This window comes from Candidatus Clostridium stratigraminis (assembly GCF_045310675.1).
Lineage (GTDB): Bacteria > Bacillota > Clostridia > Clostridiales > Clostridiaceae > Clostridium_AT > Clostridium_AT stratigraminis.
In genome coordinates this window covers 21308-34861 of record NZ_JBJHZZ010000008.1, presented here as the reverse complement: position 1 = coordinate 34861, position 13554 = coordinate 21308, and the positions used below count along the sequence as shown (strand labels likewise).

Sequence of the window (13554 nt, the reverse complement as noted above, 5' to 3'; positions counted from 1 at the left end):
TGATAACCTTTGCATTTTTTATTTGGTATACTTTTATTATAGCTTGTTCAATTCATATGTCAATAATATTTCAAAAAAATAGTTTCTATAGTTAAAATAATATTTCATCATTCTTTTAAACTAGAACTTTTAAAACTATAATAAGTTTAATTTAATATACAGCATGAAGTTTATGTGTAATCCAGCTTTATGTATTTGTTTACATAATTAAAATTAAGCCGTTTATTTAATTACCTTGTAATAATAAGTTTATTAATAAAAATAAAAAATATGACAAATATTCAACAATTATTTCGAAGATTTATTACACATTATTTTAAATAATATTGAAATTTTATTTTAATATTATTATAATGGAGTTACAAAGGAGTGATTATAATGAAAGTTGATTTAAATGTTCTTGATACAGAAAGAATTAATGAAAATAGTGTAAATATTGATGTTATGGATACTAAAGATATTTTAAAGACAATTAATAATGAAGACAAACAAGTTGCTTATTCAGTAGAAAAGGTGATTCCATTTATTGAAAAATTAGTTGATCTTGCTTATGAAAGAATGTTATTAGGGGGCCGAATTATATATATAGGAGCTGGTACAAGTGGAAGGCTTGGAGTGTTAGATGCCAGTGAATGTCCTCCAACCTATGGAGTGGACCCTAGCCTAGTTCAAGGATTAATAGCAGGTGGATATGGTGCCCTTTTAAAAGCTATAGAAGGCGCTGAAGATTCACCTACACTTGCCAAAGAGGATTTAATAAATAATAAACTAAATAAGAACGATGTTGTCATTGGACTAGCTGCCAGCGGTAGAACCCCTTACGTAATTGGTGGACTTGATTATGCTCGTGAAATTGGTGCATTAACTGGAACAATTTCATGTGTACATTCATCTGAAATTGGTAAACATGCTGATATATCAATTGAGGCTATAGTTGGGCCGGAAGTTATTACTGGCAGTACAAGAATGAAGGCTGGAACTGCACAGAAAATGATATTGAATATGATTTCTACTTCTTTAATGGTAAAGCTAGGTAAAGTTTATCACAATTTAATGGTGGATGTTCAACCAACAAATGAGAAATTAGTGTCTCGAGCTACAAATATTATAGCTAAAAGTTCAAATTGTACAACAGATGAGGCCTCTAAATATTTATTGGAAAGTGATAATAATGTTAAAGTTGCAATTTGTATGGTTTTAACAAAGAAAAGCAAAGAAGTTTGCAGTGAAATTTTAACTAATGAGAATGGTAATATTTCAAAAGCTATTAGAAAAATAAAAGGTTAAATCTTATGCAATTTATCAATAAATTTGGTACAATTATTATAGGTATATTAATTTTAACCAATGAAATTTAAAGCGAGGTCATTTCATGAGTTGTTTATATAAAATTAAATCCTGTGATAATTTCACAAAGACAGAAGAGAGAATTTCACAATTTATTTTTGAGAATGTAAATAGTATAATATATGATTCAGTTCAGGATATTGCTGCCAAAACAAATACATCTCCAGCTGCAATTATAAGGTTTTCAAAAAAACTTGGATATAATGGTTTTAGTGAATTAAAAATAGACCTTGCAAAGGATAATACTGAAGAAATTCCACTATTTTCTGAAAAGATTTGCCAAAATGACTCTTTAAAAACAATAGTAAAAAAGTCAAAGGCATCTGATACTTCTGCTGTAGAGCAGACTTACAAGCTTTTAAGAATTGAAACCCTAAATGATGCAGTTCAGGCTATGAAAAATGCTAGACGTATTTATTTATACGGTATAGGTAGTTCTGGAATTTGTTGTTATGATTTAGCTCAAAAATTATCTCGTGTTGGATTTGATGTAGTGTTTTATAACGACTTCCATATGCAATTAGCAGCAACAACTTATATATCTAAAGAGGATGTTGCCCTTGCGGTTAGCTACAGTGGAAATACAAAAGAAATAAACATAGCAATGGAACAGGCAAAAAATCAAGGAGCAACGACAATTTCAATAACACAGTTTATAAAAAGTCCATTATTGAAATTTACAAATCTAGTGTTATATGTACCATCTCAAGAAAAGGACTTAAGACTCGGTGCTGTTTCATCAAGAAATTCATCCTTAATTTTAACAGACTTATTATATTTAGGTATGATTTCTGATAAATTGGATGATCACAAAAAGAATATAATGGCTTCACGACAATTGGTAAATAAATTAAGATAAAAACAGACTGTTTGTAATAAACCTAAATTTCTATTTCTTTTTATTAGCACAGCTTTTGTTCCCATAACTGGTATAACGAAGGTTATGGGAAAACGCCAATGATCCTAATATCTAATGAGGCTGGCACCTAACTTCACATTGAATTTCAAAATGGACAATGGCATCAAATACCATTGTCCATTTCTATATTCATTTTAATATATTCATTTTCTTCTGCAGCTTGCTTTAACAGATTAATGATAGACTCCTAAATGGTCTATTATGGTTAGTCACGCCAAAGGTACTTTATAAATGCACTTAAATATTGAGCGATTACCTTAATATTTAATTTGTTGGTACGTTGTTTACAACTGTTGAATTACCAGCAATATCCGTAGCTGTTACAATAATCGACTGATTTTTATTTGGTTTTGCTGCAATAGTAAATGAACCATCAGCATTCGTTACTTGTACAGTAGCAACGGAAGTTGTAGCGCCGTCATTGCTATTATTATTTATGAATGATACATTTACAAATGATCCCACTTCTGCTTTCCCTGTAACTGTTTGGTTTTTGCTGTTGTATGTTACATTAATCAGTTGAGGTGGTGTTTTATCTATTGTAAATTCAACTGTTGTCTTGTTTCCAACCGTATCTGTTACAATTAGTGTGTAAGAACCTTCATTTGATACCGATGTTCCTGAAGTAAATTGTGCTCCATTTAGTGTAGCATTTCCCTCATTAAAAATAGGTGTTACAGCTATATTGTAATATTTATCATTTATAACTCCAGTTACTACTGGTGGTATCTTGTCAATATTCGTAATAGTAACTGTTTTTGTGGTAGTATTACCGGCTAGATCTGTTGCTACAAAGTCAAAACTACCATTTGTGGTGAATGTATGGCTCTGAGCATTGAGTGACCCTTCTTCATTCATAGCAGCGGTAACTGTTATGTCTTGGTTAGTCGGATCTTTTGTATAATCACCAAGTGTAATTTCAGGAGCTACCTTATCAATATTTGTGATTACTATGATGCAATCAGTTTTATTTCCAGCTTCATCAGTTGCTGTAAAGGTAAAGCTTCCATTTTCAGTGAATGTATGGCTTGTTACATTAAGCATACCTTTGTCAGTACTAACGGTAACTGTGATATCTTTATTAGTTAATGAAGTGATATAGCTGCCTGTTGTAATGACTGGTGCGACTTTATCTATATTGTTAATGGTAACTGTTTTACTGCTTTGATTTCCTGCCGCATCAGTTGCTGTAAAAGTATAGCTTCCATTTTCAGTGAATGTATAGCTATCTTTATTAAGTGTACCTTCGTTTGTGGTTGCGGTAACTGTTATGTCTTGGTTAGTTGGATCTGTCCTATAATCTCCAAGTGTAATTACAGGAGCCACTTTATCAATATTTGTGATTACTACGGTTTTTTCAGCTACATTTCCTGCTGCATCAGTTGCTGTAAAAGTAAAGCTTCCATTTGAGGTAAATGTATGACTATCTACATTAAGTGTACCCTCATTAGTAGATGCGGTAACTGTAATATCTTTGTTTGTCGGAGATGTATTATAATCTCCAAGTGTAATTACAGGAGCTACTTTGTCAATATTTGTGACTTGTACGGTTTTTGAAGTCACATTTCCTGCTGCATCAGTTGCAACAAATTCAAACTTTCCGTTTTCAGTAAATGTATGGCTAGCTGCGTTAAGTGAACCTTCGTTTGTATGAGCATAAACTGTAATGTCCTGGTTAGTTGGATCAGTCGAATTGAATGGGTCTATAGTAATTTCAGGAGCAATCCTGTCAATGTTGCTAACAACCGCGGTAGCTGTACCTTTATTACCCGCTGCATCAACAAAATTAAATGTAAATTCCCCATTATCTGTAAATGTGTATGTGTCTGCTCCTCCATTGTTTAAAATAGTAACTGACTCACTAGGAGTAATTTTTACTACAACATCCTTATTTGTTGGATTCTGAGTAGAATACTCAACGGTTGCGGTTGGAGCTACCTTGTCAATATTACTAACACTTGCCATAGCCTTACCCACGTTGCCAGCTACATCTACAAATTCAAAGGTAAAATCTCCATTTTCCTTGAAAGTATATGATAATGACCCTCCATTATTAGTTACGGTAATAGGTTCATTTGCATTAAGTGTTACAGTGACATCTTGATTCGTTGGCGCAGTTTCTGAATACTCAATTGAACCCACTGGAGATGTTTTGTCAATATTCTCCACGTTAACCCGTATAGATCCCGGATTACCTGCTGCATCAGCAAATGTCAAATCAAAACTTCCATTTTTAGAAAATGTCAATGTAGATGCATCTGAGTCAAACATAATAGTACTAGGTAGAGCATCGATGTTTGTATAAGTTACCGGCTCACTCGGTTTTATGGTAGCCACCACATCTTTATTTATTGGGGTAGTGGTAGAATAATTAACTGCCGCCGTAGGTGCCACTCTATCTATATTATTAATTCTTACAGTTTTAATAGTTTGGTTCCCAGCTGCATCAGTTGCCACAAAATCAAAACTCCCGTTATCTGTGAAAGTATGGCTAGTTGCATTGAGTGTACCTTCGTTGGTACTTACGGTAACAGTGATGTCTTGGTTAGTCGGGTCTTTCGGATAATCTGAGATGGTGATAACTGGTGGAGTTATATCCACTTTTTCGGTAACAGGAGTCGCTTTTGTGTGAACATCACCAGCGGGCTTTCCATTTACGTATATTGTATAGGCTTCAATTGTAAACACTGGGTCTGTTGCTGTATTTTGATCTAATTTTGCTACATATGAATAAGACCATTTAGTATCACTAATTTTTTTCACAACAGTATTATCATCACCATCTACTTTTACAACTAATTGTGGGCCATCAATGGTAACTGTTCCAGTTAAGTTAACCGTTGTATCTCCGTTTTTATGTGTAGGTTTATCTGGGGTAATTACCCCAGTAACCTTTATGTCTGACATTTGTGTTCTACCTGTTTGGATGTTAGTTGCACTCGCTGCATTAGCATTGGTTCCAATACTAATGCTTAATGACATTGTAACAGCCAGAGCCAATGATATTTTTTTCTTGTTCATAAAATTTTCTCCTCTTAAAATATTTTTGTTTTTTAAGAGGGGCGGTTACACTATTAGCTCCATGCAGCCCAAGTGTCCAGATACAGACCGCACTTCTCAGCTCCCCTAATATAAGAAACTTGCACAGGAGCATTAGTTTCTTATCTTCGACATTAGAGATATGTCCTATATTATGAAAGATCACCTCCATCCTTTAGTATAATTTAAATTCAGCTTGCTAAAATATATAAAATTAGAATTTAAAGATAAGTTTCTAATATTTTCTACAAAGAAATCAAATCTAAATCTAATTTGTTGATAATTTATCCTATAGTACATTGATAGGTTCTGATCAGTAAAATATATTAAACATGCTGTTTTAAATATAATTATATCCAATATACCAATTATTAACAACAATTGTAAAAAAATATATTTCAACAATATATTTCAAATATGGACATTTAATAATAAATGTTGATTAAAAACCTCATTTTTTTGTAGTACGGCCCTCCGTAACTACTTCAAAAGAGGTTTTCCCATTTCTTTTATAGAACCATAAAAAGAGAGCTCATTCAGAATGCACATTATGCGTCACCTGAACAAGCTCAAAAACAAACATTAGCTTCACCATAGCCATTGCTTATAACTATTTTCTTACATTATAACAATTCTTATCTATATATTTTACAATCTCTAAAGATGTACTATATCTATCACTTCCACTGATTCTCTCAACAGTTAGTCCTAAGGCTTGAATCTCAAATTTTACATTAAACTTATCAAAACAGATATTAAGGATATCATCTTCATTTTTCTGTTTTTCATCTCTATTCTCCTATCAAAAATAAAAATATCTTATTATTAATAGATAAAACTATTATACTTCTATTATCGTATTATTCATTTATCCTTTAATTTCTTTTTTGCTATCGATAAGCAAAGGTTTATCATAAAATAAGTGTTTAATAACCCTCTTCCTTAAGTGCTGCTACAATTTCCACATATTTTTCTATTACATCAAACCCTTTATAATCATCTCTTCTTAGGTCTATAATATCTCCATGAGAGATCCCTCGCCTTCGTTTATTTTTTAATACCCCTTTAAATTCACCCCATTTAGCAGATTTAATAGATACTAAGCCATCATTTTCACCTTCTGTTAACCTTACTAAAATATAAGGTATGGCTACTATATAATCGCTTAATATATTCTTTACTACCGTTGCGTAACTTTGATAATACACTTGCGGAGCATCCCTTACCTCTTCATTAAATTTTTCACTATGTTTAGTTGAAAACTGTCTGCTTGCAGTATAAAAATCAGGATTTTTATCCCCTAGAAACCTATAATATTTATCAAAAAACCTTGCAATAGCTTTGTAAATTTTATCAGGAAGTTTACAAGCAATATCAACAAACTTACATCCTCTATGTGGTGATGACATCATGGTTAGTGATGCCACACAGTCCCCCATCTCTAATTTACTTATCATAAAACGTGCATCTAGTCCTCCCTTTGAATGGGCAATAATATTTACCTTTTTACATCCTGTTTCTTTCATAATATCAAGAATTTTATTTTTAATGTCCTTTGCATTATACTCAACTGTCCCCCAAGCTTCTTGATTACCGTAATAAACTGTTGCTCCATTGCGAATTAATTCCTTAGGTATCCTTCCCCAGTAATTAATGTATTTTAAATCTCTAAATCCAACACCATGAACTAATACGAGTGGATATTTTGTTTTACATACTTCTGAATCAACACGAGCTTTATTATTAATTACTTTATAACATTCATGATCATATTCTATTCTTGCTATATGGCAGGCATATATCATTATAAGCGCATTTATGATTGGAATAAGGCTCCCAAAAACTACTATAAGTCGCCTCATTATATTTAATCTTCTTGAAGTACATAAAATTCTTATCATACCATTTGTAAGTAATATAATAATATTTAATGCCATAATAACAATGTCTATTATTAAGATATTCTTAGGTATGGCGAGGTTTTGTATTGTTGCAACTCCCATTTGATATATTATGATTTGAATAAAAGCTGCATACAATCCATATAAAACAATACTTCTTCCACATATCATTACCCTTAATCTAATGTTTACAATATGATTCCTAGCATATGGAACTATATTTACTTTTATCCAAATATAAAAAGTGAAAAAAATTGCCTCAGCTAAAATAATCCATTTACATATAACGTTATCTTGTCCAAATTTAGTACGTTCACTAAAAAAGTACCCTAACAAAAAAATATGAGGAGCGAAAATAAAATACACATGCAAAAAGATTTTATTCAGTAAATGTATCTTCTTATTAATATCTAAGTATGCAATACTGATTACAATTAGTGTTAATGCAAAAGTTATTATAGCTGCTATCATAATTTCTCCTTACTTAGGTTGGAATTCTTATTAAATAATCATATTTTACCATATTTTTCAACAGAAACCCATAGTTTTTAAGAATGGTGGGTGAATGAAAAAAAGATTGAGTTTTTCCTCAACCTTTAAAATCTTATTGCAATTTAATTAATATCACATAATTCATACTTACATCATTTGTGGTACGGTTCACCGTAATTAATTCTAAATCCCCTATAAACCTGTTCAAGTAAAATAACTCTCATTAACTGATGAGGAAAAGTCATTCTTGAAAAAGATAATTTATAATCAGCTCTATTTAAAACTTCCTTTGAAAGGCCAAGGGATCCTCCAATAACAAATGCTATACTGCTATTACCTTTTATGCCTGCATCTTTAATAAATTCTGCAAGCTCCTCTGAAGATAACATTTTACCTTCTATGGCCAAGGCAACTACAAACATACTATCCCTTATACATTTTAAAATTGCCTCTCCTTCCTTTACCTTTATCTGAAATTCTTCCTTTTCCGAAGCATTATCAGGTGTTTTCTCATCCTGAAGTTCAATTATTTCAAGTTTACAATATCTGCTTAGCCTTTTTGAATATTCATTAATGGCATCCTTAAGATATTTTTCTTTTATTCTCCCAACAGTTATTAGCGTTATATTCATAGCTAGCCTCAATCCTTTATCTATAAAATTAATGCCGCCCTATATTTATACAATAGGTCGGCATTTAAGTTACAATTGATATTATGCATTAGTACCGCAGCACTTTTTATACTTTTTCCCGCTGCCGCATGGACATGGATCATTTCTTCCTACTTTATTTTCATTAATGATAGTTTTAGTTTCTCTCCACTTTACCTGGATTTCTTTTCTCTTTTCTTTAACAAAGATACCTTCCCATTGTGGTAGTTCATATAGATAGTCAGCTTTTGCATCCAGCATATTGAAATAAAGCTTCTCAAAGTCTATATTTATTTCTATTTCTGAATTTTCATCTATATTTTCTAAATCAATACTTTCTTTTAAACTTTCATTAATCCCATCTAAAAATCCCATAAAAAATATGTTTGATGTTTGGAATTCTTCTGCCAAGTTTTTAACTGTACCTTTTACAATTTCTTTATGATTTGCTAAGAGTTTCGTATATATACTTTTTTCAATTGCTCCATATTCCTTCCAGAAAGCAGCTTCCCCTTTAGTTTTTACATACTCTACAACCATATCTGTCCATTCTTTATATAGGCTCATTCTCGTTTCTCCTTTCGCTGGTCAAACTGGGTAGTTAAATAGGTTCATACCAATCATATACTACCCGTAAAAGTCCATTCAGGACTTAACCTACTTTTGTAAATCTTTTGTTGTAACTTTATTACAATTATAATAATTTTTCTTTATTTTTTCAACAATATATTTTCAATATCATCTTTCCCAAAGGGCTTAGATATATTGTAATTTCCCCCTAGGCTTTCTATATCTTTGTTTTCAACTAGTATTTTTACCTTTGATACTGATGGAAGCTGAGTCAAAGAATTTAAAATGCCTCTAAGACAGGCTTCTTCCTTAACTGGAGTCATATCAAAGTTAGCTTCTTTACTTAAGTTCACATAAGCTACCTTATCCTTAATAGAAAAGCTAAGAAGTTTTGTTTCTTTAGGTAGAACTGGCTTTAACATGCTTACGTTAGAAGGCCCTTTTAAAAATTCCTGCATTATAATTTCGCCAATAACCTCTTCTTTATTAATAAGCCTTTCTTCTTTAACTACCTCTGCTTTATCCTTTGTAGTAGAGCCATCAAAGTATAAATCTAAACTAATACTATTATCTTTCTCTTTAGGCAATACTACACTTTGTATTTTCTCATTGTTATTTGAGCTAAGTTTATCTTTTTTTTCGCACCCAGTAAATCCTATTGAAGTAATAACTAAAGTACTGAATAAGAATACTGAAAGTAACCTTTTCATGCTCTCACCCCACTCTAAAATTCAACATAATTACTTGGCATATCCCTCTTAGCTACAGTGAGTCCAATATCTTTATTTAAGCTTATCTTTCTAGCAGTTAAAATATTTACTACTGTTTGATATGCAAGCTCCGGATAATTATTAGTCTTGCTTAAATGTCCTAAAACAACTTTTTTTCTCTTGTAGCCATCTATCATATCTGCTATGGCTTTCCCACAGTCCTCATTTGATAAATGTCCAATATCACTTAATATTCTTCTTTTTAAATTATATGGATATGGTCCAAATTTTAGCATCTCTATATCATGATTACTTTCAAATAGAAGTACATCAGCATCTTCAATATTTTCTCTTACTATATCAGAGTAATAACCTAAGTCTGTAGCAACAGCTGCTTTCTTCTTATTATGGTATAATGCATAGCCTTGTGCAGCCGCTGCATCATGAGATATTGGAAAACTTTTTATATCCATATTTTTTATGCTTGTATAATTTTTAGACATAACCATAATATTGTGCTCTTTAATATTACCTACTAAACTACTCATGGCTTTCCAAGTAAGCTCATTTGCATATATGGGTATATCATATCTTCTTGATAATACCCCTACACCTTTAATATGGTCAATATGTTCATGAGTTACAAAAATAGCGTCTAATTCTGAAGCATTTTCGTTTATTTCCTTTAAGGCCTTTTCTATATTTTTACCTGGTAACCCGGCATCAATAAGCACCTTTGTCTTACCGGAGGATACAAATATACTGTTTCCACTGCTGCCACTATATAACGAACAAAATATCATAAACCTTCACCTATATATAACCCTTTAACAATCTTCTGTCTTTATTCTTCTTATATCCGCACCAAGTATTTTAAATTTTTCTTCAATGTATGGATATCCCCTATCGACATGATCAATACAGGTCACTTCTGTTGTTCCTTCTGCTGCGAGTCCAGCTATTATCATTGCAGCTCCAGCTCTTAAATCAGTGGCCTTAACTACAGCACCTGTAAATTTGTTAACTCCATCTACAATTGCAGTTCTACCTTCAACCTTTATATTTGCTCCCATTTTTTTAAGTTCATCAACAAATTTAAATCTGCTTTCCCATACGCTCTCATTTACAATGCTTCTCCCCTGAGCTATGCTTAAAAGAGTCGTCATTGGCTGCTGAACATCTGTAGGAAATCCAGGGTAAGGTAGTGTTTTTATATTCACACCTTTTAATCTTCTATCTGATTTTATAAGTATTGAATCTTCATTTTCTGTAACATGAACTCCCATTTCAATCAGCTTAGCTGTTATTGACTCAAGATGCTTTGGAATAACATTTCCAACAACAACCTCACCTCCACAAGCAGCAGCTGCTATCATGTATGTACCAGCTTCGATTTGATCAGGAATTACGCTGTAATTGCAGCCCTTTAGTTCTTTGACACCAACAATTCTAATTATATCAGTACCAGCACCTTTAATATTAGCACCCATAGAATTTAAAAAGTTAGCTACGTCTACTACATGAGGTTCTTTAGCCACATTTTCAAGTATTGTTGTCCCTTCTGCAAGTGTTGCTGCTAGCATGACATTAATTGTTGCTCCTACACTTACTACATCAAAAAAAATATTTGCTCCTATAAGCTTTTCTGCTTTTGCCTTTATAAGTCCATGTTCTATGGTAACCACAGCTCCTAAAGCCTCAAAACCTTTTATGTGTTGATCTATAGGTCTTACTCCAATAGCGCATCCTCCTGGTAAATCTACATTTGCTTCCTTGAATCTGCCTAAAAGTGCACCAATAAGATAGTAAGAAGCTCTCATCCTTCTTACATCATCTGTATTAGCAAAAACGCTATTAATTGCTGTACTATCTATGGTTGCACAATTATTACTTTTATTTATCTTACAATTAAGGCTTTCAATAATTCTTTCTATACATTGAACATCTTCTATTTCAGGTATATTGTCTATTACAGAAACACCACTGCTGGCCATAATTGCTGCAGGTAATATTGCAACAGCAGCGTTTTTGGCTCCGCTTATTTCTATCTTTCCAAACAACTTTTTTCCACCATTTATAACAAGCTTATCCATGCCAGTACCCATCCTTACTTATTTTTTATTACATAATACTATATCAATTAAAATCATATTTTCCCATGCTAAATTACAAGTTTCATTATATCATAAAATTAATAGTATACCATAGTTTTAATATTAGGTATATTTTTCCACAAAGTATAGAAAACATACATTTTCCATTATATAATATTCTATTATATATTAAATAAAGTGTAATTTCTATGGCAAATCTGCAATTTATTTATAAATACTTTCATATAGCATTAAAAATCCTTAATGAATTCTTAAGTACGATACTAAAATACAAATTTCTTGCATATTATAAAAAAATAAAAGGCAGTTTATTACTAAAAACACTTAAGATTTGTCTTAAGTATTTTTAGTTAAAACTACCTTCTACAACTAATACAGTTAATTTTAACTTAATACAAAACTTCCACAATCAGTACATTGTACGGTATTTGCTTTGGCTTCATGCTTAACTACCTGAATCTGCTGCAGGGTACAATAATTATCATCCTTACAATGATACTTACATTCACTCACAGTACATCCTATACTGCTGTTATGTTTTTCATTGGTTACAGTTCCCATGTTTAACTCCTCCTAACAATTAAATATTGCATACATCATAGACATAATACATAAGCTGTATACTATTTTAGTATTAGAATAAACAATTCATATTATACTTGGAATAAATATGGTATAATACTTTTATAACTTCTACTTAGTTAAGGGGGAAAAAATGAAATACTATTTAGTTGCTTTATTCGATACAGAGTCTTACTCTGCTATGGAAACGATTCAAAAAAACATTTGTAAAAAATATAAATTATACAAAAATACTCCTATGCTTCATATAACTTTAGAAACAATCGAAGATCCTGATATGGATAAACTTTCTAAGGTACTTACCGATGTGTTAAAACCATATAAGACATTTAAAGTAGAAACAAATGGAATTATATGCTTTGATCCTCCATATAAATCTGTAAATTTAAAAATTGAAAATAAGGGATATATTATTCGTTTAGCAAGAACTATTAATGATACATTAAAACTACATGGTTTTAATGTTAGAGAAAATATAGAAAATTGGGACTTACACGTTTCACTGGCTAACGCAAATTATGCTATTAGAGAATGGACAGGAAAAGAATATGTTGCTGCCTGCAGCGATGCTAAAAAAGACGGCTTTTATAGACTTGCTAAAATTGAGAAAATTGAGCTTTGGAAGCCTATAAATAATAAAAAGGAGATGCTTGTAAAAAGCTTTCCTTTAAGAACATTTTAATTAATTCAAAAAATGAGCCACGAGAAAAGTTCCCGTGGCTCACATAATTCATATTGTTTATTGTTGTTTGCCGCATTTATGGCAAAATACGTCTTCCTTTTCCATTACTGTTCCACATTTCTTGCACAGCTTCCTATCTTTAAGCTTTAATATCTTTTTGTTTATACATTCTATGTCTTTATTTATTGAATCTATTTCTTTGCATTTTTCTATTAAGCTGCTGTCATTAACCTTATTATCTGTATATTCCTTATATATTTTCTTACCTATTTTTAAGTAAATTTCGTCAATATGTTTCTCATTAGAAGATAATGACATATTCAGCTTGGATATCTCTATTAGATTTTCTGATTTGTAAGCAACATTTGAGACTCCATCCTCTAAGTATTTTCCTATTTTAAACAAATTATCTTTAAATGCCATAAATCTAACCCCTAAAACCAATTATATTTCTATATATAATATATGTTTAAATCAATTAAATTGATTCCAAGTAAGAAAGCCAATTAGTAATTTGTCTAAATAAAAAAGCCCCCGGGGGGGGGACT

The 13554-nt window shown here is 31.4% G+C and carries 12 protein-coding genes and 1 riboswitch; of the genes, 3 read left to right on the top strand and 9 right to left on the bottom strand.

From position 1 onward, the window contains the following. Nucleotides 1-375: 375 nt before the first annotated feature. The gene (murQ, locus tag ACJDUG_RS11850; RefSeq protein WP_406770171.1) at nt 376-1287 is read left to right on the top strand and encodes an N-acetylmuramic acid 6-phosphate etherase; all 912 of its coding nucleotides are present in this window, start codon (nt 376-378) and stop codon (nt 1285-1287) included. 85 nt (nt 1288-1372) lie between these two features. Continuing rightward, nucleotides 1373-2206, top strand: a complete 834-nt coding sequence (locus tag ACJDUG_RS11845; RefSeq protein WP_406770085.1) for a MurR/RpiR family transcriptional regulator — start codon at nt 1373-1375, stop codon at nt 2204-2206. A 324-nt stretch (nt 2207-2530) separates the two neighbouring features. Here the strand turns inward: ACJDUG_RS11845 and ACJDUG_RS11840 are convergent, their stop codons facing one another. The 8 genes from ACJDUG_RS11840 to ACJDUG_RS11805 form a co-directional block, all read right to left on the bottom strand. Next, the gene (locus ACJDUG_RS11840; protein WP_406770084.1) at nt 2531-5287 is read right to left on the bottom strand and encodes a beta strand repeat-containing protein; all 2757 of its coding nucleotides are present in this window, start codon (nt 5285-5287) and stop codon (nt 2531-2533) included. 30 nt (nt 5288-5317) lie between these two features. After that, a riboswitch (cyclic di-GMP riboswitch) is annotated at nt 5318-5401 on the bottom strand. A gap of 830 nt (nt 5402-6231) precedes the next feature. Then, the gene (locus ACJDUG_RS11835) at nt 6232-7677 is read right to left on the bottom strand and encodes a lipase family alpha/beta hydrolase (RefSeq protein ID WP_406770083.1); all 1446 of its coding nucleotides are present in this window, start codon (nt 7675-7677) and stop codon (nt 6232-6234) included. 173 nt (nt 7678-7850) lie between these two features. Then, nucleotides 7851-8330, bottom strand: coding sequence for a 23S rRNA (pseudouridine(1915)-N(3))-methyltransferase RlmH (gene rlmH, locus ACJDUG_RS11830; RefSeq protein ID WP_406770082.1), 480 nt, complete (start codon nt 8328-8330; stop codon nt 7851-7853). An 81-nt stretch (nt 8331-8411) separates the two neighbouring features. Beyond that, nucleotides 8412-8915 carry an SEC-C metal-binding domain-containing protein gene (locus ACJDUG_RS11825; RefSeq protein ID WP_406770081.1) on the bottom strand — a complete coding sequence of 168 codons (504 nt, stop codon included), beginning with the start codon at nt 8913-8915 and terminating at the stop codon, nt 8412-8414. Nucleotides 8916-9058: 143 nt separating this feature from the next. Beyond that, nucleotides 9059-9628: a GerMN domain-containing protein gene (locus ACJDUG_RS11820; protein ID WP_406770080.1), complete on the bottom strand. Its 570-nt coding sequence runs from the start codon at nt 9626-9628 to the stop codon at nt 9059-9061. A gap of 14 nt (nt 9629-9642) precedes the next feature. Continuing rightward, complete coding sequence (locus ACJDUG_RS11815) at nt 9643-10431, bottom strand: MBL fold metallo-hydrolase (protein WP_406770079.1); 789 nt, start codon at nt 10429-10431, stop codon at nt 9643-9645. A gap of 24 nt (nt 10432-10455) precedes the next feature. Beyond that, the gene (locus ACJDUG_RS11810) at nt 10456-11721 is read right to left on the bottom strand and encodes a UDP-N-acetylglucosamine 1-carboxyvinyltransferase (RefSeq protein ID WP_406770078.1); all 1266 of its coding nucleotides are present in this window, start codon (nt 11719-11721) and stop codon (nt 10456-10458) included. 405 nt (nt 11722-12126) lie between these two features. Continuing rightward, complete coding sequence (locus ACJDUG_RS11805) at nt 12127-12303, bottom strand: DUF1540 domain-containing protein (protein WP_406770077.1); 177 nt, start codon at nt 12301-12303, stop codon at nt 12127-12129. A gap of 154 nt (nt 12304-12457) precedes the next feature. On the opposite strand from ACJDUG_RS11805, the gene ACJDUG_RS11800 reads away from it, so the two are divergent. Next, complete coding sequence (locus ACJDUG_RS11800) at nt 12458-13006, top strand: 2'-5' RNA ligase family protein (protein WP_406770076.1); 549 nt, start codon at nt 12458-12460, stop codon at nt 13004-13006. Nucleotides 13007-13063: 57 nt separating this feature from the next. Here the strand turns inward: ACJDUG_RS11800 and ACJDUG_RS11795 are convergent, their stop codons facing one another. Continuing rightward, on the bottom strand, nt 13064-13429 hold the full coding sequence (locus ACJDUG_RS11795; RefSeq protein WP_406770075.1) for a zinc ribbon domain-containing protein: 366 nt from the start codon (nt 13427-13429) through the stop codon (nt 13064-13066). Nucleotides 13430-13554: the final 125 nt, after the last annotated feature.

What these genes read in the sequence shown, in the direction of transcription:
- ACJDUG_RS11845 (WP_406770085.1), top strand. Translation starts at nt 1,373, where the DNA reads ATGAGTTGTTTATATAAAATTAAATCCTGTGATAATTTCACAAAGACA.
- ACJDUG_RS11840 (WP_406770084.1), bottom strand. Translation starts at nt 5,287, where the DNA reads ATGAACAAGAAAAAAATATCATTGGCTCTGGCTGTTACAATGTCATTA.
- ACJDUG_RS11835 (WP_406770083.1), bottom strand. Translation starts at nt 7,677, where the DNA reads ATGATAGCAGCTATAATAACTTTTGCATTAACACTAATTGTAATCAGT.
- rlmH (WP_406770082.1), bottom strand. Translation starts at nt 8,330, where the DNA reads ATGAATATAACGCTAATAACTGTTGGGAGAATAAAAGAAAAATATCTT.
- ACJDUG_RS11825 (WP_406770081.1), bottom strand. Translation starts at nt 8,915, where the DNA reads ATGAGCCTATATAAAGAATGGACAGATATGGTTGTAGAGTATGTAAAA.
- ACJDUG_RS11820 (WP_406770080.1), bottom strand. Translation starts at nt 9,628, where the DNA reads ATGAAAAGGTTACTTTCAGTATTCTTATTCAGTACTTTAGTTATTACT.
- ACJDUG_RS11815 (WP_406770079.1), bottom strand. Translation starts at nt 10,431, where the DNA reads ATGATATTTTGTTCGTTATATAGTGGCAGCAGTGGAAACAGTATATTT.
- ACJDUG_RS11810 (WP_406770078.1), bottom strand. Translation starts at nt 11,721, where the DNA reads ATGGATAAGCTTGTTATAAATGGTGGAAAAAAGTTGTTTGGAAAGATA.
- ACJDUG_RS11805 (WP_406770077.1), bottom strand. Translation starts at nt 12,303, where the DNA reads ATGGGAACTGTAACCAATGAAAAACATAACAGCAGTATAGGATGTACT.
- ACJDUG_RS11800 (WP_406770076.1), top strand. Translation starts at nt 12,458, where the DNA reads ATGAAATACTATTTAGTTGCTTTATTCGATACAGAGTCTTACTCTGCT.
- ACJDUG_RS11795 (WP_406770075.1), bottom strand. Translation starts at nt 13,429, where the DNA reads ATGGCATTTAAAGATAATTTGTTTAAAATAGGAAAATACTTAGAGGAT.